This window comes from Vibrio sp. LaRot3 (assembly GCF_027587025.1).
Taxonomy (GTDB): domain Bacteria; phylum Pseudomonadota; class Gammaproteobacteria; order Enterobacterales; family Vibrionaceae; genus Vibrio.
In genome coordinates, this window is record NZ_JAPPTI010000016.1 from 1 (window position 1) to 18,843 (window position 18,843).

General features: G+C 45.1%; 18 protein-coding genes. 3 read left to right on the top strand and 15 right to left on the bottom strand.

What is annotated here, in order from left to right; genetic code table 11:
• Positions 1–266 precede the first annotated feature (266 nt).
• Genes hemG through OH461_RS18615 form a run of 3 tightly spaced genes read right to left on the bottom strand, consistent with a single transcriptional unit; the run spans position 267 to position 2,923 of the window.
• Complete coding sequence (hemG, locus tag OH461_RS18605; protein ID WP_270022046.1) at positions 267–794, bottom strand: menaquinone-dependent protoporphyrinogen IX dehydrogenase; 528 nt, start codon at positions 792–794, stop codon at positions 267–269.
• 9 nt (positions 795–803) lie between these two features.
• Positions 804–2,261: a TrkH family potassium uptake protein gene (locus OH461_RS18610; protein ID WP_270022047.1), complete on the bottom strand. Its 1,458-nt coding sequence runs from the start codon at positions 2,259–2,261 to the stop codon at positions 804–806.
• Between the two features lie 38 nt (positions 2,262–2,299).
• The gene (locus OH461_RS18615; RefSeq protein WP_270022048.1) at positions 2,300–2,923 is read right to left on the bottom strand and encodes a YigZ family protein; all 624 of its coding nucleotides are present in this window, start codon (positions 2,921–2,923) and stop codon (positions 2,300–2,302) included.
• A 218-nt stretch (positions 2,924–3,141) separates the two neighbouring features.
• Here OH461_RS18615 and fadB point away from each other — a divergent pair, with 218 nt between their 5' ends.
• Positions 3,142–5,313: a fatty acid oxidation complex subunit alpha FadB gene (gene fadB, locus OH461_RS18620; protein ID WP_270022049.1), complete on the top strand. Its 2,172-nt coding sequence runs from the start codon at positions 3,142–3,144 to the stop codon at positions 5,311–5,313.
• 12 nt (positions 5,314–5,325) lie between these two features.
• The gene (fadA, locus tag OH461_RS18625; protein ID WP_270022050.1) at positions 5,326–6,501 is read left to right on the top strand and encodes an acetyl-CoA C-acyltransferase FadA; all 1,176 of its coding nucleotides are present in this window, start codon (positions 5,326–5,328) and stop codon (positions 6,499–6,501) included.
• Positions 6,502–6,556: 55 nt separating this feature from the next.
• On the opposite strand, the gene punR is transcribed toward fadA, so the two are convergent.
• A complete protein-coding gene (gene punR / locus OH461_RS18630) occupies positions 6,557–7,465 on the bottom strand; it encodes a DNA-binding transcriptional activator PunR (RefSeq protein WP_270022051.1) in 909 nt (302 codons plus the stop codon).
• Positions 7,466–7,621: 156 nt separating this feature from the next.
• Between punR and punC the strand changes: the two genes are divergently transcribed.
• Entirely contained in the window at positions 7,622–8,827 is a 1,206-nt protein-coding gene (punC, locus tag OH461_RS18635; protein WP_270022052.1) for a purine nucleoside transporter PunC, read from the top strand.
• A gap of 58 nt (positions 8,828–8,885) precedes the next feature.
• Here punC and OH461_RS18640 read toward each other — a convergent pair whose 3' ends face one another.
• The 11 genes from OH461_RS18640 to atpB all read right to left on the bottom strand — a co-directional run bounded on the left by OH461_RS18640 (position 8,886) and on the right by atpB (position 18,842).
• Positions 8,886–10,217, bottom strand: coding sequence for a hypothetical protein (locus OH461_RS18640; RefSeq protein ID WP_270022053.1), 1,332 nt, complete (start codon positions 10,215–10,217; stop codon positions 8,886–8,888).
• Positions 10,217–10,675, bottom strand: coding sequence for an SET domain-containing protein-lysine N-methyltransferase (locus OH461_RS18645; protein ID WP_270022054.1), 459 nt, complete (start codon positions 10,673–10,675; stop codon positions 10,217–10,219). Before OH461_RS18645 ends, OH461_RS18640 begins: the two co-directional genes overlap by 1 nt.
• A gap of 100 nt (positions 10,676–10,775) precedes the next feature.
• Complete coding sequence (gene glmU / locus OH461_RS18650) at positions 10,776–12,134, bottom strand: bifunctional UDP-N-acetylglucosamine diphosphorylase/glucosamine-1-phosphate N-acetyltransferase GlmU (RefSeq protein ID WP_270022055.1); 1,359 nt, start codon at positions 12,132–12,134, stop codon at positions 10,776–10,778.
• 151 nt (positions 12,135–12,285) lie between these two features.
• Complete coding sequence (locus OH461_RS18655; protein WP_260261585.1) at positions 12,286–12,708, bottom strand: F0F1 ATP synthase subunit epsilon; 423 nt, start codon at positions 12,706–12,708, stop codon at positions 12,286–12,288.
• Between the two features lie 18 nt (positions 12,709–12,726).
• Positions 12,727–14,130 (bottom strand): F0F1 ATP synthase subunit beta, encoded by a 1,404-nt coding sequence (gene atpD / locus OH461_RS18660; RefSeq protein ID WP_270022056.1) that lies wholly within the window; start codon positions 14,128–14,130, stop codon positions 12,727–12,729.
• Between the two features lie 34 nt (positions 14,131–14,164).
• A complete protein-coding gene (gene atpG / locus OH461_RS18665; protein ID WP_260261587.1) occupies positions 14,165–15,031 on the bottom strand; it encodes a F0F1 ATP synthase subunit gamma in 867 nt (288 codons plus the stop codon).
• A 42-nt stretch (positions 15,032–15,073) separates the two neighbouring features.
• The gene (gene atpA / locus OH461_RS18670) at positions 15,074–16,615 is read right to left on the bottom strand and encodes a F0F1 ATP synthase subunit alpha (RefSeq protein ID WP_260261588.1); all 1,542 of its coding nucleotides are present in this window, start codon (positions 16,613–16,615) and stop codon (positions 15,074–15,076) included.
• Between the two features lie 13 nt (positions 16,616–16,628).
• On the bottom strand, positions 16,629–17,162 hold the full coding sequence (gene atpH, locus OH461_RS18675; protein ID WP_270022057.1) for a F0F1 ATP synthase subunit delta: 534 nt from the start codon (positions 17,160–17,162) through the stop codon (positions 16,629–16,631).
• Between the two features lie 14 nt (positions 17,163–17,176).
• Entirely contained in the window at positions 17,177–17,647 is a 471-nt protein-coding gene (gene atpF / locus OH461_RS18680; RefSeq protein ID WP_270022058.1) for a F0F1 ATP synthase subunit B, read from the bottom strand.
• 71 nt (positions 17,648–17,718) lie between these two features.
• Positions 17,719–17,973: a F0F1 ATP synthase subunit C gene (gene atpE / locus OH461_RS18685; protein ID WP_002540812.1), complete on the bottom strand. Its 255-nt coding sequence runs from the start codon at positions 17,971–17,973 to the stop codon at positions 17,719–17,721.
• Positions 17,974–18,029: 56 nt separating this feature from the next.
• Positions 18,030–18,842, bottom strand: a complete 813-nt coding sequence (gene atpB / locus OH461_RS18690; protein WP_270022059.1) for a F0F1 ATP synthase subunit A — start codon at positions 18,840–18,842, stop codon at positions 18,030–18,032.
• Position 18,843: the final 1 nt, after the last annotated feature.

The following is an 18,843-nucleotide window of genomic DNA, read 5'->3' on the forward strand; positions in this document are numbered from 1 at the left end:
CGTTTGAGCTTCGCTCGAAACGGACGGCCATTTTAGCGAGTTAAAGTTTAGTGTCAACCACTTTTTTCAAACTTTCTTTCAAGCATTTTGCTTGGCTAATTTGACCTTGCTAACTCAGCTCTCGTTTCTTTCGAAGCGTTGCCGTGTCAGCGAGGGGGCATTATAGAGATCACGTTTTACTTGGCAACCCCTTTTTGCAATTTTTCCGCACTTTTTGATTGTTCGGTTAATTGTTAGTCGAAAAGCGCCAAAACAAGCAGTTTTCTTTACAATTCTTTAAACTTATTGGCAAATAGAGTCACTTTTTCCCAGTTAGTATACTCAACTTCTTTACTGGTATCTGTCTCTCCCCCAGTCATGCTCATAATGAATTTAATCATTGTTCTATCAAACCAACTATAACGTGGGTAATAAAGAGCACCGGCAAATACGCCAATCAATGGAGGCTGCCAAGGAGAAAGTGTTAGAAACTTCTTAATGTAAGCACTGCCTTCTGGGGTATCTTTCCCTTGGTCTTCTTTTCGCGCGGTAAGGTTAACGCAAAAGAACGCCACCTTAGCGGACTGCAACTGAGCAAGATTCGCATCTATATATTGATACAACTTCTTGTTCAGTCTGCCATATCGAATAGACGCGCCGACCAACACTCGCTCATATTGCTTGAAGTCGATGACAGGTAATTGATGAAGGTCTACCAAATCACATTCAAACTCTGGCAACTGTTCGTCTATATAACGAAGGATTTTTTGAGTTTGGCCTTCTCGAGATGAATAAAGAAATAGTGCTTTTTTCACACGGCTTCCTTAGCTACGCCAAAACGTTGGAGTAAGCAGAATTAATAACGTAAAGATCTCTAAACGACCAAATAGCATCGATACAACCAGTACCCATTTTGCTTTATCGTTTATTTCACCAAAGTGCAGCGCAACCTCTCCTAAGCCTGGGCCTAGGTTGTTAAGCGTCGCTGCGACCGCTGAGAATGCACTTAGCTCGTCCATTCCGGTGGCAATCAATGCCAACATACACACAACAAACACTAGTGCGTATGCAGAAAAGAACCCCCACACCGCATCAACAACTCGCTGCGATAGCGCACTACCACCGACTTTAATGGTATATACCGCTCTTGGGTGAACCAATCGTTTTAGTTCACGAGCACCTTGTAGGGTTAGTAGCAATATACGAATAACTTTCATGCCACCACCTGTTGAACCAGCACAGCCCCCTATAAAAGAAGAGAACAGTAGCAATACAGGTAAGAATAGAGGCCATTCTGCAAACCCTGTTGTCGTGAAACCAGCAGTCGTCGATATTGATACTGTCTGGAATAACGCCTGATCAAAGGCATCATAAACCGAATCATAAGAATGATGATTTAGCAGCATCAAAAAACAGATTAAGAATAGCAGCGCCTGAATAAAGAAGAAGGCACGAAATTCTGGGTCTTTCCAGTAATACTTAGGATGCACACCACCAGAAGCAAAGGCGGCAAAGTGAAGTGAGTAGTTACATGCAGATATCAACAAGAACACTACCGTGATCATATTGATAGCATAACTGTCAAAATACCCCATGCTGGCATCATGAGTTGAGAAGCCACCAATCGCAATAGTAGAGAAGCTATGTCCAATCGCATCGAATGGCGTCATACCTGCAAGCCAAAACGCTGCCGCACAAGCAATAGTTAAACTCAAGTAGATATACCAAAGTGCCTTGGCTGTCTCTGCAATTCTTGGCGTCATTTTGCTGTCTTTTACCGGCCCAGGAATCTCAGCACGGTATAGCTGCATACCACCGATACCCAGAACCGGAAGAATGGCTACGGCTAAAACGATGATCCCCATACCACCAAACCATTGTAGGAACTGTCGGTAAAACAAAATGGCTTTTGGTAGATGGTCTAAGCCAACGATAACCGTCGCCCCAGTTGTCGTCAGTGCGGAAAAAGATTCAAAGAAAGCGTCGGTCACCGAGATATTTGGGTTATCCGATAACAGGAATGGCAACGCACCTGCACTGCCAATTACCGTCCAGAATAAAACGACGATAAGAAAACCATCACGTGCTTTTAGCTCATGCTTGTGGCGTCGGTTTGGGAACCAGCACACTACACCGCAGAATAGCAGCACAAAAAAAGTGGTAACAAAAGGCACACCCGCGCCATCTCGGTAGATAAGCGCTACCAAGGCAGGTGCAAGCATAGAAACACTAAATAGGGCGAGCAACAGCCCTACGATGCGAATAATAGATCGAAATTGCATTAGCTAATGATGTACGAAGCTCGGCTTCTGACTTCCTTTTAAATCCCTTCCAGTGAAGTCAAGATAGCTTTCGCGCCACTCTTATTCACTATAGTTTGGCGAAACGCCTCTAATTGTCGAAGCTCAACTTCTAATATCAGTTCGACGTCATCACTATATATTGCCTCAATTTCTTCTACACCGAATTGACTGTAAAGAGATTGTGCGACAGGCATAAAACCATAGTCTAACTGGAGCTTTACTTTAGTGGTGATTTTTTTCTCTATAGTTTGAAGCTGCTTAAGCGCCTGCTGAACTCCACCGCCATAGGCTTTTACTAAACCACCGGTGCCAAGCTTAATTCCACCAGAGTAACGAGTAACCACCGCAGTGAGCTCCCCGACTCCTGAACCTGATAACTGAGCCAAGATAGGCTTACCTGCCGTTCCCGACGGCTCACCATCATCACTAAAGCCCCATTGCATTGAATCTTCTGGTCGTCCTGCTACAAATCCCCAGCAATTATGGCGTGCATCAGCGTGCTTCTGTTTTACATGTTCAATAAACAGCTTTGCTTGTTCGATAGATGGCGTATGTGCGAGATGAGTAATAAAGATGCTTTTCTTTATCTCTTCTTCAAATGTGACCGAATCAGCAGGGATTAAATAGGGCTTGTCATTCATGGTTTAGCTTGGTTTCTCCGAGAACCAGCTAAGTTTATCACGAGCGAAACCTAAAAAGCGCGAGTTATATACAAATCACAATGTTAAACACTTGTTTAAAAATTGTATTGAAAATAAACAAACTGAGGTCCACACTAAGATAACTGGTCCTACCAGAACAATAACAACGACAATTAATCGCTACCAATAACGTAAATGGTATGTCACGGAGATAGACAATGATTTACCAAGCCAACAGCTTATATATAAAGGAAGTCAAAGATGGCATTGCCGAACTCTGTTTCAGTTCTCCTCAATCTGTAAACAAGCTCGACCTTGCAACGCTTAAGTCTCTAGATGAATCTTTGGATGTATTAAATCAATCATCGAATATCAGAGGATTACTGCTCACTTCAGATAAAGATTCGTTTATTGTCGGAGCCGACATTACAGAATTTCTCGGTTTGTTTGCCAAGCCGGAGGAAGAACTCGATCAATGGCTTCAATTCGCTAACCAGATTTTCAGCAAACTGGAAGATTTGCCATTCCCTACAGTATCAGCACTAAAAGGCCACACATTGGGTGGCGGATGTGAGTGTGTACTTGCTACCGACATTCGCATTGGTGATAAAACCACCAGCATTGGATTACCAGAAACCAAGCTAGGCATTATGCCTGGATTTGGCGGTTGTGTACGCCTACCGCGTGTGATTGGTGCAGACAGCGCAATGGAAATCATCACGCAAGGTAAAGCGTTCAGAGCAGACGAAGCATTAAAAGTCGGTTTGCTTGATGCCGTGGTTGAAAATAACGCTTTATATCAATCAGCGCTGACCACTCTTGAACAAGCGATTGAAGAAAAAGTTGATTGGCACAGCCGACGTCAGCAAAAAACATCTGCCCTGACGCTGAGCAAAATGGAAGCAACCATGAGCTTTACCATGGCCAAAGGCTTAGTGGCACAAAAAGCAGGCCCACACTACCCTGCACCAATGACAGCGGTAGTCGCTATTGAAAAAGCGGCGTGTTCAGCACGACAAGAAGCATTAGATATTGAAAGAAAGCTATTTATTAAGCTGGCCAAGTCGGATGAGGCGCAAGCTCTCGTTGGATTATTTCTCAATGACCAATACATAAAAGGACTGGCTAAGCAGGCAGCTAAATCGGCCAACAAGGCAACTGAACGCGCAGCAGTGCTTGGTGCTGGAATTATGGGTGGCGGCATTGCTTATCAATCGGCACTAAAAGGTGTACCTGTATTGATGAAGGACATCTCTCAAGCATCGCTAGACTTGGGCATGAGCGAAGCATCAAAACTACTCAATAAGCGCCTACAACGAGGCCGAATTGATGGCTTTAAAATGGCCGGTATTCTCGCATCTATTACACCAAGTCTGCATTATGCAGGCATCGACGATTCTGATGTGATTGTTGAAGCTGTCGTAGAAAACCCTAAAGTAAAAGCAGCAGTTCTAAGTGAAGTGGAACAACACGTCAGCGAAGATACGGTCTTAACATCAAACACTTCAACCATTCCGATTAACTTACTCGCCAAATCACTCACTCGCCCAGAAAACTTCTGCGGTATGCACTTTTTCAACCCAGTGCATCGTATGCCTTTGGTCGAAATCATCCGTGGAGAACATACCTCAGATGAAACTATCAATCGTGTGGTTGCTTACGCAGCTAAAATGGGCAAATCGCCGATCGTAGTCAATGATTGCCCAGGATTTTTCGTCAACCGTGTGTTATTCCCATATTTCGGCGGATTCAGCAAGCTTCTAACTGACGGAGCGGATTTCACTCAAGTAGATAAAGTGATGGAACGTCAGTTTGGTTGGCCAATGGGCCCGGCTTATCTTTTAGATGTGGTAGGGATTGATACGGCTCATCACGCACAAGATGTGATGGCTCAAGGTTTTCCTGATCGCATGGCCAAACAAGAGAAAGACGCCATTGACGTGCTTTATCAAGCCGAACGCTTTGGTCAGAAAAACGGCTTAGGCTTTTACCAATACACACTCGACAAAAAGGGCAAACCCAAAAAAGCGCTTTCTAAAGATGTGTTCACTCTATTACAAAACGTTAGCAGAGAGGCACAGCCATTTAGCGATCAAGAAATTATCGAACGCATGATGATTCCAATGATTAACGAAGTGGTTCTCTGCTTAGAGCAAGGCATTATTGCGTCCCCACAAGAAGCCGACATGGCATTAGTCTATGGCTTAGGCTTCCCTCCATTTAGAGGCGGTGTGTTCCGCTATCTTGATCATATCGGCATTAGCAACTTTGTTACGATGGCGAGTAAGTACCAATCACTTGGCGCTTTATATCAAGTACCACAATTGCTAACTGACATGGCCGAGAAGAATGAAAGCTTCTACGGTGCACAAGCTCAAAGTTCTATTTAGGAGGAGGACAAAATGACTATCAATACAAGAAGTGTAGTAATTGTGGACTGTCTGAGAACTCCTATGGGACGCTCCAAAGGTGGCGCTTTTCGTCATACTCGTGCAGAAGATCTCTCTGCACATTTAATGAAAGGAATATTGGCACGCAACCCACAGGTGAATCCGCATGAGATTGAGGATATTTACTGGGGCTGTGTACAACAAACCTTAGAACAAGGCTTTAATGTGGCACGTAATGCCGCGTTACTTGCTGGGTTACCCATTGAGATAGGTGCTGTTACGGTTAACCGATTATGTGGCTCGTCGATGCAAGCTTTACATGATGGTACGCGAGCTATTATGACAGGCGATGCTGAAATCTGCTTAATTGGTGGTGTGGAACATATGGGTCATGTACCGATGAATCATGGGGTCGATTTTCATCCGGGGATGTCTAAAACCGTCGCAAAAGCGGCGGGCATGATGGGCTTAACCGCGGAAATGTTAGGCAAGCTGCATGGTATTAGCCGTGAACAACAAGATGAGTTTGCTGCACGCTCACACGCAAGAGCACACCAAGCAACACTTGAAGGCCGATTCAGCAATGAAATCCTCCCAACAGAAGGCCATGCCGATGATGGGACATTGACCTTACTCGAATATGACGAAGTGATTCGTCCAGAAACCACAGTAGAAGGTTTAGCTCAGCTGCGCCCTGTATTCGACCCTGCTAATGGTACCGTTACGGCAGGTTCTTCTTCTGCCTTATCTGATGGCGCTTCAGCTATGCTGATCATGAGTGAAGAGAAAGCGAAACAACTTGGTTTAACTATTCGAGCCAAGGTGAAAGCGATGGCGATCGCTGGCTGTGATCCATCCATCATGGGGTATGGGCCCGTGCCAGCAACTCAAAAGGCGCTTAAACGTGCCGGGCTATCAATCGAAGATATGGATGTGGTTGAATTAAATGAGGCATTTGCCGCGCAATCACTGCCTGTCGCCAAGGATTTAGGGCTACTCGATGTGATGGACGATAAAGTAAACCTAAATGGCGGTGCGATTGCTCTAGGCCATCCATTGGGTTGTTCAGGTGCACGCATCTCGACCACACTCATCAATTTGATGGAAGCGAAAGATGCCAAGTATGGCTTAGCGACCATGTGTATTGGTTTGGGCCAAGGTATTGCGACCATTTTCGAGCGACCATAAACCGAGAACGAAGAAAGATCGCCAACATGTTTGGCGATCTTTTTATTTGCTCATTTTAGGATCTTAACCAGTCGTTATATAACTGTTCACTTGAACCTAAGTAATCGACCATCCATTCGATCATTTTATGGTTTTCATCTTTACGCCAAACCAAGCAGCAATGACTGAGCGGCTTTTCTTCTGGCAAAATCTTCTCCACCAGCACGCCTTCTTCAATCAATGGCGCCGCGATATGGCGTGGCATATAACCGACCCCAACACCGTTTTTTACGCATTCAATGGCGCTATACCAATTAGGTAATAATAGCCGGCGCTGTTTTGGGAAATGCACAGTGTGTCGTTTGGGTAACACGCTTGACGTATCATCTAAACAAATCGCTGGGAACTGGCTAACAAACTCTTCCGTTAGCGTCTGTTCTCGCACGCAAGGATGGCATGAAGACATGACAAAAGCCCAATCTAGAATGCCCATTTCCTTGACTTCAAAATCACCGCCAACCGGAATAGCAGCCGTTGCTCCAATCACAATATCCGCTCGACCTTGCGCAATGGCCTCCCATGAGCCATTGAATACTTCCATGTTGATTTGCAGCTCGGCGTGTTCAAAGGTTTGATAAAAGGCTTCGATCATCGGTTTCATCTGATCAAGGCGAACCACATTATCCAAGGTTAAACGTAACGTTTTTTGCCAACCATGCGCTGCACGCCGAGTCTGACTTTTGACTTCTTCCATTTGACGCAGCATCGCTCTAGCCTCAGCCAAGAACACTTCACCAGCAGGTGTGAGCTCTACTTTTCTTGGTAGACGCTTAAACAAAACAACATCTAAATCTTGTTCCATTTGACGAACGCTATAGCTGATCGCTGACGGAACTTTATGTAATGTCTCTGCGGCAGCGGTGAAACTACCCAGCCGAGCAACAGTGTCAATCATCTTCAAAGATGTGCGGGAAAATACGCTCATAGCAACCTGTTAAAAATTAACCTTTCAAAAAATTTGATTGATAACTACAAATATTAACGTTTCATTTTATAGAAAGCCAAAAATAGAATGAAAAGGCAAACAAAAGGGCTGGCGCCAGTAGATAACAATGTGTGAATTTTTTTGAACGGAAATACGATGAAAGTATCCAAACTACAGCTGTTTTATCTATCAGCACTTTCTATGCTTGGCTTCATTGCCACTGACATGTACTTACCAGCATTTAAAATGATGGAAGTCGACTTTGCTACCGGGCCAGAACAAATTGCGCTTTCACTAACGGTCTTTTTGGTGGGTATGGCAAGTGGTCAGCTACTATGGGGCTTAGCCTCAGACAAATTTGGCCATCGCAACACGCTTGCTGTTGGCTTAGTGTTATTTACCCTGTCTTCACTTGGCCTCGCATTTAGCGACCAAGTATGGCAATTACTTACACTACGCTTTATTCAAGCTATTGGTGTATGTGCACCAGCGGTAATTTGGCAGGCGATGGTCATCAAACGCTACTCAAGCTCTAGCCAACAGATTTTTGCGACTATCATGCCTTTAGTTGCGCTATCACCGGCTTTAGCACCACAGCTAGGGGTGTTGTTGGCACAAAATCTTGGTTGGCATAGCATCTTCTTTGCTTTAACCGTCATGGGTATCTTGCTGGTTATGGCTACGATGGGTCAACAAACCGATGCAGTTGAAGAGAAGCAAACTTCAATTAGCAGTGATATTCGCGCGCTCATTAGCTCAAAAACCTATTTAGGTAACGTGATGATGTTTGCGACTGCATCTGCGGCATTCTTTGCTTACCTAACGGGTATGCCAGAAATTATGGCTCAGCTAGGCTATGACAGTAACGATATTGGCCTAAGCTTCATTCCACAAACGATCGCCTTTATGGCTGGTGGTTGGTTAGGCAAAGTAGGTGTAGCAAAATACGGCGATGAAAAAGTATTGCGTCAACTGATTGGTCTATTCAGTGTTGCTTCACTACTCATCTTTGTAGCGTCACAGTGGCAGCTCACTTCGATTTGGCCAATTCTAGCGCCATTTTGCTTAATTGCTGTGGCTAATGGTGCGCTATACCCGATTGTAGTAAACCGCGCGCTAGCGAGTGCTAAACAAAGCCCTGCAACGGCAGCAGGTTTACAAAACAGCTTACAAATCAGTGTGAGTAGCTTATCGAGTGCACTGGTAGCCATGCTGGCAAGCCAAGCTCAAATGGCAACAGGTATTGCGATCATCATCTGTATGGGTGGTTTATGGATTGGTTATGTGGTTTCAAACCGCGAACTGTCACAGCACTTCACTGCACCAGATAACGCTCGCGTTGTGAGTGAAGATGAAGCTTAATCAGCCTCAAACCTAATCCCCACAAACAAAAAGAGCCACATATTGCGGCTCTTTTTGGCTATTCTTTTTTAAACAGAACTCGATATACAACGAAGAACATCGATGCTAGCAATAAGATTGGAAACCACGTATTGAACGCAAGTAACAAGTCTTTTTCTGATCCGCGGACAAATCCCGTCGAATCAACGAAACTTTCTACTTTCGCCAGCGATAGGTAATCAACCCAGATACTGACTAAACCCAACATTTGAATACAAGAAATAATGAAGAGGATTTTGTTTTGCCGACGGTTAGCGTTTTCTACCTTCCTTTGATACGAACGCTCGATGTACTCTTTAAACGAAGAGATGTAGTTGTTCACTTCATCTAAGGTTTCTTTGATAGTCCACTTAACTTCAATGCCTTTGAAGACCAACTCATTGTCAGATTCAAAGTACATTTTCATATCTTGGTTATGGATACGCACTAGCTCAAACTTATTGATGTAGCTATCAATCAGCTGTATTTCTCCACCATTGGTAAAGCGCCCCATTAACCGATCTCGATTTAATTCATCCATGACTGTTTTAAACGAGCTCACCGCATGCCACATAAACTGCGCATGATATTGAATCGGGAAAAAGCGCTCATAGTACTCTTGATCGCTACTCAAAATGGTATGGAAACGCCCATGGAAGACAAACTCCACTTCCTCATTTGAAAGCAATGTAGAAGCATTGTCTTGGACTCGTTCAGCCATCTGATTAGCATGCGTAATCATCGCGCGATACTTCGCTTTGTTCTCAAGCGAGATACCGTTGACCTGAACCGTAATATTACCGGTATTATTTAGGAACTTAGGACGATTATCTTCGGTCACTTTTCCGCCGTAGAGCAGCTTGGAAACCACACTCAAACAATGCTGGCGCACTTCTTTCATCCAAGTGCCTATTTCACTATCATCCTCTTCTTGCACCAACACATTGCGAATTGCGTTGTAAAAATTGTGCCTATCATCGTCATAATCAGTATCAGAAAACAGCTGTTCAAAGAATTTCTCTTCGATATCAAAACAAAACTCAGTCACTATGGAAATCGCAGACACCCGCTCATCATAGATAAGGTCAAACTTCGCCGAGTCTTTAACCAAAAATCGGGAAAGGTCATATTGCCCAAACACAAAATATTTTGGGTCACTAAAATCGACTCGCAGATACTTACTGCAAATCTCAGGTTTAGAAAGCAGGGAGTTAAAGTGCTTACTTCGGCGGTGAACCTTTTTGAATTCACGAATCCACCTGATCGATGGGATTTGATAGTTCGATTCTGCCACCTTGGCTTTAGAGATAACTTTAAAGGCTTCAACCGATATCTCCAGCGGCTGAACACACATAACAGTAAATATCGCCATTACAGATACTGCCCTTTTTCACCATTAACGTAACTGTCAGGTAGCCACTCTTTTCGGTAATCCACCAGCAGCTCTTCGCCTTTATCAATATCCCTTAATGTCACTAATTCTAAGGTATCAAAGTTAATCGCAATATTAGGCTGGCGATGATGGTTGATGTAACTGTACTTGGTTCTCAGACTGCGCACCATCAACTGGTCATCCGGCAAATACGTACATTCCATGAAAAAGTAATCTTGGTAGGGTTCGATTTTGGGTGCGATAAGCTGCTGAAGAGCACTGTAGTCAGCACGAGAAACCAACTGGCCATCAAGGCGACCAATAACTGTATTCTCTAGTTTTGATTGAGTTAGAAACAGGCCAAAGCCATGAGTGGGGGAAGGATTAATGATTGTGTCGGATATCGTATCTAATGTCGCCTGACGAACGAAATCGATGTCCTGTGTGATATTTGCCATGTTGCCACCTCATATCCGTATTGGCGTCTGCAATTAACAACTAATCTATCACAAACAATGAGATAGATTAGTTGCCTTAACGGATAATTTTGAGGTTTGGCTACTTTTTCGTTGGGCGCTGCCAGTTAGCGATTTTACGCTCTTTGGCGCGAGTAATAACGAGTTCACCTTCAGCAACATCTTTGGTTACTGTAGCGCCAGCACCGACGGTGGCGCCATTGGCAATGGTCACGGGAGCGATAAGTTGACTATCAGAACCAACAAATACGTCATCACCAATAATGGTTTTGAATTTGTTTGCGCCATCGTAGTTACAAGTGATTACACCAGCACCGACGTTAACACGTTGGCCGATTTCCGCATCACCAAGGTAAGTCAGGTGGTTCGCTTTCGAGCCTTCACCCAAACGTGCATTTTTCACTTCAACAAAGTTACCCACGTGCGAATCATTGCGCATGTCAGCACCTGGGCGCAGACGCGTAAATGGACCTACAGTACAGTCTTCACCGACCGTCGCACCTTCAATTACGCTGTATGGACGAACAATGCTGTTATCATCGATTTCACAATCTCTTAGTACACAACCAGCACCAATTACAACGTTATCACCGATAGAGACTTTACCTTCGATAATCACATTCACGTCGATTTCAACGTCCATACCACATTGCAATTCACCACGTAGGTCAAAGCGTGCTGGATCGCGCAACATGACACCTTGCTCAAGCAACTTCTGCGCCTGCATCGATTGGAACGCACGCTCTAGTCGAGCAAGTTGAGCACGGTCATTTACGCCTTCCACTTCAATTGCGTTTACCGGATGAACTGCTTCGACTGCGCGGCCTTCTGCGTGAGCCGCAGCAATAACGTCAGTTAGGTAGTATTCACCTTGCGCGTTGTTGTTGTTGAGACCAGACAACCAGCGCTTAAGATCACCACCTGTCGCAACCATTACGCCGGTGTTGATCTCTTTAATTAATTTTTGTTCTTCCGTTGCGTCTTTTTGTTCAACGATCGCAACCACAGGGCCATTGCGACGCACAATACGGCCGTAGCCCATTGGGTTATCTAGCACTACGGTTAACAGCGCGATACCGCCATTCGGCTGCGCTTCTAACAGGCTCTCGATGGTTTCCGTCGAGATCAATGGAACATCACCATAAAGCACTAGCACTTTTTCATCGTCTTCAAAACTTGGTGACGCTTGATCAACTGCGTGACCAGTACCCAACTGATCCGCTTGCAGAACCCAGTTAACCGGCTCTTCTTCCAATGCCGCTTGCATTTGATCCCCACCATGGCCATACACCAAATGGATATTTTGAGCACCTAAACCAGCACAAGTATCGATCACGTGTTTCGCCATTGGCTTACCAGCCAATGTATGAAGAACTTTAGGCATGTTGGAGTACATGCGCGTTCCTTTGCCTGCAGCAAGAATTACGGCACTGAATTTCATTAATTAACCTTTCGACGTCCAATTATTTGCGGCTTATTGTAAACACGATTCGCACCACTGTTAATGCTCACGGATGATTTACTGCCAATAAATAAACAAAAAGGCGGTCAATTGACCGCCTTTATCACACTTTAGACACCGTCAATGACAATTAACGGCGCTGCTTTGTCAGCTCGATAACACGTAGCTGAGCAATGGCTTTAGCCAGTTCACTGGCCGCTTGTGCGAAGTCCATATCGCCGTGCTGATTCTGGATTTGCTCCTCAGCGCGACGTTTTGCTTCTTCTGCCTTAGCTGCGTCTAGCTCTTCACCACGGATAGCAGTATCAGCCAGTACAGTCGCTGTACCCGGCTGAACTTCTACCATACCACCAGAAACATAAATGATTTCTTCGTGGCCGTGCTGTTTAACAATACGCACCATACCAGGCTTAATAGCGGTCAGCAGCGGCGTGTGGCCATGGAAAATACCAAGCTCACCTTCGCTACCGGTCACCTGAAACGTCTCAACACGACCTGAGAAGATTTGCTTCTCAGCGCTTACTACGTCTAGGTGAAAGGTTATTGCTGCCATATCGCCTCCTAGTTAGCCTTATAGCTTCTTCGCATTCTCGATAGCATCTTCGATCGTACCGCAGTACATGAAGGCTTGCTCTGGAATGTCATCGTATTCACCAGCTAGTAGACCTTTGAAGCCACGTAAAGTCTCTTTAAGAGGTACGTAAACACCTGGGTCACCTGTAAATACTTCCGCTACGTGGTAAGGCTGAGTTAGGAAACGCTCAATCTTACGTGCACGAGATACAACTTGCTTATCTTCTTCAGATAGCTCGTCCATACCTAGGATAGCAATGATGTCTTTCAGCTCTTTATAGCGCTGAAGAGTTTGCTGAACGCCACGAGCTACGTCGTAGTGCTCTTGACCAACCACTAGTGGATCAAGCATACGAGATGTTGAATCTAGTGGGTCGATCGCAGGGTATAGACCCATTGCAGCGATGTTACGGTTAAGTACAACCGTTGCATCCAAGTGAGCGAATGTTGTTGCTGGAGACGGGTCAGTCAAGTCATCGGCTGGTACGTATACCGCCTGTACAGACGTGATAGAACCAGATTTAGTTGACGTGATACGCTCCTGAAGTACACCCATCTCTTCTGCAAGAGTTGGCTGGTAACCTACTGCTGAAGGCATACGACCTAGCAGTGCTGATACCTCTGTACCTGCAAGTGTGTAACGGTAGATGTTATCAACGAACAGTAGTACGTCACGACCTTCGTCACGGAACTTCTCTGCCATTGTTAGACCAGTCAGTGCAACACGTAGACGGTTACCTGGTGGCTCGTTCATCTGACCGTAAACCATTGCTACTTTCGATTCTTCAGGCTTCTCAACGTTAACAACGCCCGCTTCCTGCATCTCAAAGTAGAAGTCGTTACCTTCACGAGTACGCTCACCAACACCAGCGAATACTGATAGACCTGAGTGTTGTAGTGCGATGTTGTTGATAAGCTCCATCATGTTAACGGTCTTACCTACACCAGCACCACCGAATAGACCGATTTTACCACCCTTAGCGAATGGACAAACCAAGTCGATTACTTTAACGCCAGTCTCTAGAAGCGCGATCTCATTCGATTGATCTTCGTAGCTTGGTGCTTCACGGTGGATAGAGTAAGTCTCTTCCGCGCCGATCTCACCACACTCGTCAATTGCGTCACCTAGAACGTTCATGATACGACCTAGGGTCTTAGTACCTACTGGTACTGAAATTGGAGCGCCAGTGTTTACAACTTCAACTCCACGACGTAAACCATCAGAGCTACCCATTACGATACAACGAACTACGCCACCGCCTAGCTGTTGTTGAACTTCAAGAACTAGACGCTCTTTCGATTCAGTTACGTTAAGAGCATCGTATACCTTTGGTACATCGCTCTGTGGGAACTCTACGTCGACTACCGCACCGATGATCTGTACGATCTTACCTGTAGCCATCGTTAATCCTCTAACTAATTAGTTTTACCTAAGCTTAAACCGCTGCAGCACCTGATACGATTTCAGATAGCTCTTGTGTAATCGCAGCCTGACGGGCTTTGTTGTACACAAGTTCTAGATCTTCAATCAGGTTACTCGCGTTATCAGTTGCAGCTTTCATCGCAATCATTCGAGCCGCTTGCTCACAAGCAAGGTTCTCAACCACACCTTGATATACCTGAGACTCTACGTAACGCACTAATAGCGTATCCAGTAGAGGTTTTGGTTCAGGCTCATAGATGTAGTCCCATGAGTGATCGCGCTGCATCTCTTCGCTTTCCGATTTAGGCAAAGGTAGCAATTGATCGATCGTTGGCTCTTGAACCATAGTATTCACAAATTTGTTGAATACTACGTATAGACGGTCCAATTCACCTTCATCGTATTTCTTCAGCATTACGCTTACAGAACCTATTAGGTCTTCAAGGCTTGGGCTATCGCCTAGGCCAGAAACCTGAGCAGCGACTTTCGCGCCACTGTTATTGAAAAAGGCTGTTGCTTTTGAACCAATTACCGCTAGTTCAACCTCAGCACCTTTCTCTTTCCAAGCCTGCATATCGTGGACAGCTTTTTTGAACACGTTAATGTTCAAGCCACCACACAGACCACGGTCTGTAGAAACGATGATATAACCAACACGTTTAGCTTCACGCTCTTCTAGGTACGGATGACGGTACTCTAGGTTTGCGTTAGCCACATGACCGATCACTTTACGCATTGTTTCAGCATATGGACGAGAAGCTTCCATTGCGTCTTGAGAACGACGCATTTTTGAAGCTGCTACCATTTCCATCGCTTTCGTAATTTTCTGCGTGCTTTTAACACTACCGATTTTATTACGTATCTCTTTTGCGCCGGCCATCGTTACTCTCCATTAGTTGGTGGCATTACTGCCACCGACCTATTACCAAGTTTGGGTTGCTACAAAATCGTCAGCGATAGCTTTTAGCTGCGCTTCGATTTCATCGTTGTAAGCACCAGACTTGTCGATCTCAGCCGCTAGTTCAGCGTTGTGACCGCGAGCGTACGATAGTAGAGCCGCCTCGAAATCTAGAACTTTGTTAAGTTCTACACCATCTAGGTAACCGCGCTCTACAGCGAAGATAGTTAGCGCTTGGTCAAATACAGACATTGGAGCGTACTGCTTCTGCTTCATTAGTTCTGTAACTTTTTGACCGTGGTCTAGCTGTTTCTTCGTTGCTTCATCAAGGTCAGAAGAGAACTGAGCAAATGCTGCTAGTTCGCGGTATGCAGCTAGTGCTGTACGGATACCACCTGATAGCTTCTTGATGATTTTTGTCTGAGCTGAACCACCTACACGAGATACTGAGATACCTGGGTCAACAGCTGGGCGAACACCCGCGTTGAATAGCTCAGTTTGTAGGAAGATCTGACCATCGGTAATCGAGATTACGTTAGTCGGTACGAATGCTGAAACGTCACCAGCTTGAGTTTCGATGATAGGAAGAGCAGTCAAAGAACCAGTCTTACCTTTCACTTCACCGTTAGTGAACTTTTCTACGTACTCTTCGCTTACACGAGCTGCACGCTCTAGTAGACGCGAGTGAAGGTAGAAAACATCACCAGGGAAAGCTTCACGACCCGGTGGACGTTTTAGTAGTAGAGAGATCTGACGGTAAGCTACCGCTTGCTTAGATAAGTCATCGTAAACAATCAGTGCATCTTCACCGCGATCGCGGAAGTATTCACCCATCGCACAACCTGAGTACGGTGCAAGGTATTGCAGCGCAGCAGATTCAGAAGCAGAAGCAACAACTACGATAGTGTTTTGTAGTGCGCCGTGCTCTTCTAGTTTGCGAACTACGTTAGCGATAGTCGATGCTTTTTGACCGATTGCTACGTAGATAGAGAAAATACCAGAGTCTTTCTGGTTGATGATTGCATCGATCGCCATTGCCGTTTTACCGATCTGGCGGTCACCGATGATAAGCTCACGCTGACCACGACCGATTGGGATCATTGAGTCAACTGACTTATAACCAGTTTGTACAGGTTGATCTACCGATTTACGGTCGATTACACCTGGTGCAATCACTTCTACAGGCGAAGACAGTTTTGCTTCGATTGGACCTTTACCATCAATAGGCTCACCTAGCGTGTTAACAACACGGCCAAGCATTTCAGGACCAACTGGTACTTCAAGAATACGACCAGTACCTGTAACTTTCATGCCTTCCTTAAGGTCGGCATATGGGCCCATTACAACCGCACCAACCGAGTCACGCTCAAGGTTAAGTGCTAGTGCATAACGGCCACCCGGTAATTCAATCATTTCACCTTGCATCACGTCCGCTAGGCCGTGAATGCGGATGATACCATCGCTTACCGATACGATAGTACCTTCATTGCGAGCTTCACTAACAACTTCGAATGACTCGATACGTTGTTTGATTAGATCGCTAATTTCCGTGGAATTAAGTTGCATGCTCCAATCCCCATTAAGACTGCAATGCATCGCTCAGGCGGTTCAAACGACCACGCGCTGAGTTATCGATGACTAAGTCTCCGGCTCGAATTATAACCCCACCAAGTAGGGTCTCATCTATACTGCAATTCAGCTTTACTTTGCGCTCAAGGCGTTTTTCAAGTTTGCTGCTAATGCCCGCTAGTTGCTCTTCAGAAAGTTCGCTTGCTGAAGTCACTTCAACATCGATTTCTTTCTCGTGCTCTTGTTTAAGAGCGAAGAACTGTTCGCTTACATCAGGAAGGGCCGCTAGACGACCATTCTCAGCCATCACCTTCAGAAGGTTTTGACCGTGCTCATCAACTTGTTCGCCACAAACACTAACAAAGATTTCAGCCAGTTTATCGGCAGAAACAGAACCACTAAGTAGTTCTTTTACTTGTTCGTTTTTCGCAACTTCAGCGGCGAAAGACAGCATTTGACCCCATTGGTCTAACTGGTCTTTCTCCACTGCAAAGTCGAAAGCTGCTTTAGCATAGGGGCGTGCGATAGTAGTCAAATCAGACATATGCGCCCCCAGACTTAAAGTTTTGCAGTAATGTTGTCGAGAATATCTTTTTGCGCTTCTTTATCGATAGAGCGCTCAAGGATTTTCTCAGCACCAGCTACAGCCAGAGTTGCAACTTGTTTGCGCAGTTCATCGCGTGCGCGGTTACGTTCTGCTTCAATTTCAGCTTCAGCTTGCGCAAGAATCTTTTGGCGTTCTGCCTGAGCTTCTGTGCGAGCTTCATCTAGAATTTGAGCTTGACGCTTATTGGCTTGCTCGATGATCTCAGTTGCTGTGCGCTTCGCTTCTTTCAATTGGTCAGAAGCGTTGGCTTGTGCTAGATCCAAGTCTTTTGCAGCACGTTCAGCTGCGTTTAGACCGTCAGCAATTTTTTTCTGACGTTCTTCGATCGCTTGCATCAATGGCGGCCATACATACTTCATGCAGAACCACACAAATAGTGCGAACGAGATTGCTTGACCTAGCAGAGTTGCGTTCATATTCACAACAGCTACCCCTCTATTTGGACTTAGTGTTAATCAATGACAAGCGCGAGCTTGTCTGAAGTTAAAAGTGATTAACCTAGTTGACCAACGAATGGGTTCGCGAAAGTGAATAGTAGTGCGATTACGATACCGATCATTGGAACCGCATCAAGTAGACCAGCGATGATGAACATCTTAACTTGTAGCATAGGAGCCATTTCTGGTTGACGTGCTGCACCTTCAAGGAATTTACCACCTAAAAGTGCGAAACCAATCGCTGTACCAAGAGAAGCAAGACCGACGATAATACCTACGGCGATTGCAGAAAAGCTCAGTAAAGTTTCCATTACTATCTCCAATTTATAGTTGTTGGCTTAGTGCCCAAATAAAAAGCTTTTAAAAATTAATGATCACTGTCTTCGTGTGCCATTGACAGGTAAACAATTGTCAACATCATAAACACGAAGGCTTGAATCGTAATAACCAAGATATGGAAAATAGCCCACGGTAGTGAACCCATCCATTGTAAATACCATGGTAGCATTGCCGCACAAAGAATGAATACAACCTCACCTGCGAACATGTTACCGAATAGACGCATACCTAGTGATAGAGGCTTCGCGAGTAGCGATACCACTTCAATAAGCAGGTTAAACGGAATCATTACTGGGTGATTAAATGGGTGTAATGCTAATTCCTTTGCAAAGCCACCTAGACCTTTCACTTTGATGCTGTAGTAGATCATCAGAGCAAATACGCCTAGTGCCATAGCCATGGTGATGTTCACATCAGCTGACGGTACCACTTTTAAGTATGGAATCCCGAGCCAATGCTCTGCTGGGTAAGGTAAGAAGTCGATAGGAACTAAGTCCATCACGTTCATCAAGAATACCCAACAAAAGATAGTTAGTGCTAAAGGCGCGATCAGCGGGTTGCGTCCATGGAACGTGTCTTTGACGTTTTCTGCGACAAATTCAACGATCATTTCTACAGCACACTGAAGCTTACCCGGTACACCTACTGTTGCTTTCTTCGCTACCTTGTAAAAAATTCCAAGGAAAATTAAACCAGTAAACCAAGAAAAAAACAGGCTATCGATATGTACATTCCAGAAACTTGCTTCATCCGCTACCAGACCTAGCTTAGCTAAAGATAGGTTTGATAAGTGGTGGGCAATATATCCGGATTGTGTTAGCGCTTCACCTGGCGCAGCCATA

What these genes read in the sequence shown, in the direction of transcription:
- OH461_RS18645 (WP_270022054.1), bottom strand. Translation starts at nt 10,675, where the DNA reads ATGGCAAATATCACACAGGACATCGATTTCGTTCGTCAGGCGACATTA.
- atpD (WP_270022056.1), bottom strand. Translation starts at nt 14,130, where the DNA reads ATGGCTACAGGTAAGATCGTACAGATCATCGGTGCGGTAGTCGACGTA.
- OH461_RS18640 (WP_270022053.1), bottom strand. Translation starts at nt 10,217, where the DNA reads ATGGCGATATTTACTGTTATGTGTGTTCAGCCGCTGGAGATATCGGTT.
- fadB (WP_270022049.1), top strand. Translation starts at nt 3,142, where the DNA reads ATGATTTACCAAGCCAACAGCTTATATATAAAGGAAGTCAAAGATGGC.
- fadA (WP_270022050.1), top strand. Translation starts at nt 5,326, where the DNA reads ATGACTATCAATACAAGAAGTGTAGTAATTGTGGACTGTCTGAGAACT.
- atpH (WP_270022057.1), bottom strand. Translation starts at nt 17,162, where the DNA reads ATGTCTGATTTGACTACTATCGCACGCCCCTATGCTAAAGCAGCTTTC.
- punC (WP_270022052.1), top strand. Translation starts at nt 7,622, where the DNA reads ATGAAAGTATCCAAACTACAGCTGTTTTATCTATCAGCACTTTCTATG.
- OH461_RS18655 (WP_260261585.1), bottom strand. Translation starts at nt 12,708, where the DNA reads ATGGCAGCAATAACCTTTCACCTAGACGTAGTAAGCGCTGAGAAGCAA.
- atpB (WP_270022059.1), bottom strand. Translation starts at nt 18,842, where the DNA reads ATGGCTGCGCCAGGTGAAGCGCTAACACAATCCGGATATATTGCCCAC.
- OH461_RS18615 (WP_270022048.1), bottom strand. Translation starts at nt 2,923, where the DNA reads ATGAATGACAAGCCCTATTTAATCCCTGCTGATTCGGTCACATTTGAA.
- atpG (WP_260261587.1), bottom strand. Translation starts at nt 15,031, where the DNA reads ATGGCCGGCGCAAAAGAGATACGTAATAAAATCGGTAGTGTTAAAAGC.
- punR (WP_270022051.1), bottom strand. Translation starts at nt 7,465, where the DNA reads ATGAGCGTATTTTCCCGCACATCTTTGAAGATGATTGACACTGTTGCT.
- glmU (WP_270022055.1), bottom strand. Translation starts at nt 12,134, where the DNA reads ATGAAATTCAGTGCCGTAATTCTTGCTGCAGGCAAAGGAACGCGCATG.
- atpE (WP_002540812.1), bottom strand. Translation starts at nt 17,973, where the DNA reads ATGGAAACTTTACTGAGCTTTTCTGCAATCGCCGTAGGTATTATCGTC.
- atpA (WP_260261588.1), bottom strand. Translation starts at nt 16,615, where the DNA reads ATGCAACTTAATTCCACGGAAATTAGCGATCTAATCAAACAACGTATC.
- OH461_RS18610 (WP_270022047.1), bottom strand. Translation starts at nt 2,261, where the DNA reads ATGCAATTTCGATCTATTATTCGCATCGTAGGGCTGTTGCTCGCCCTA.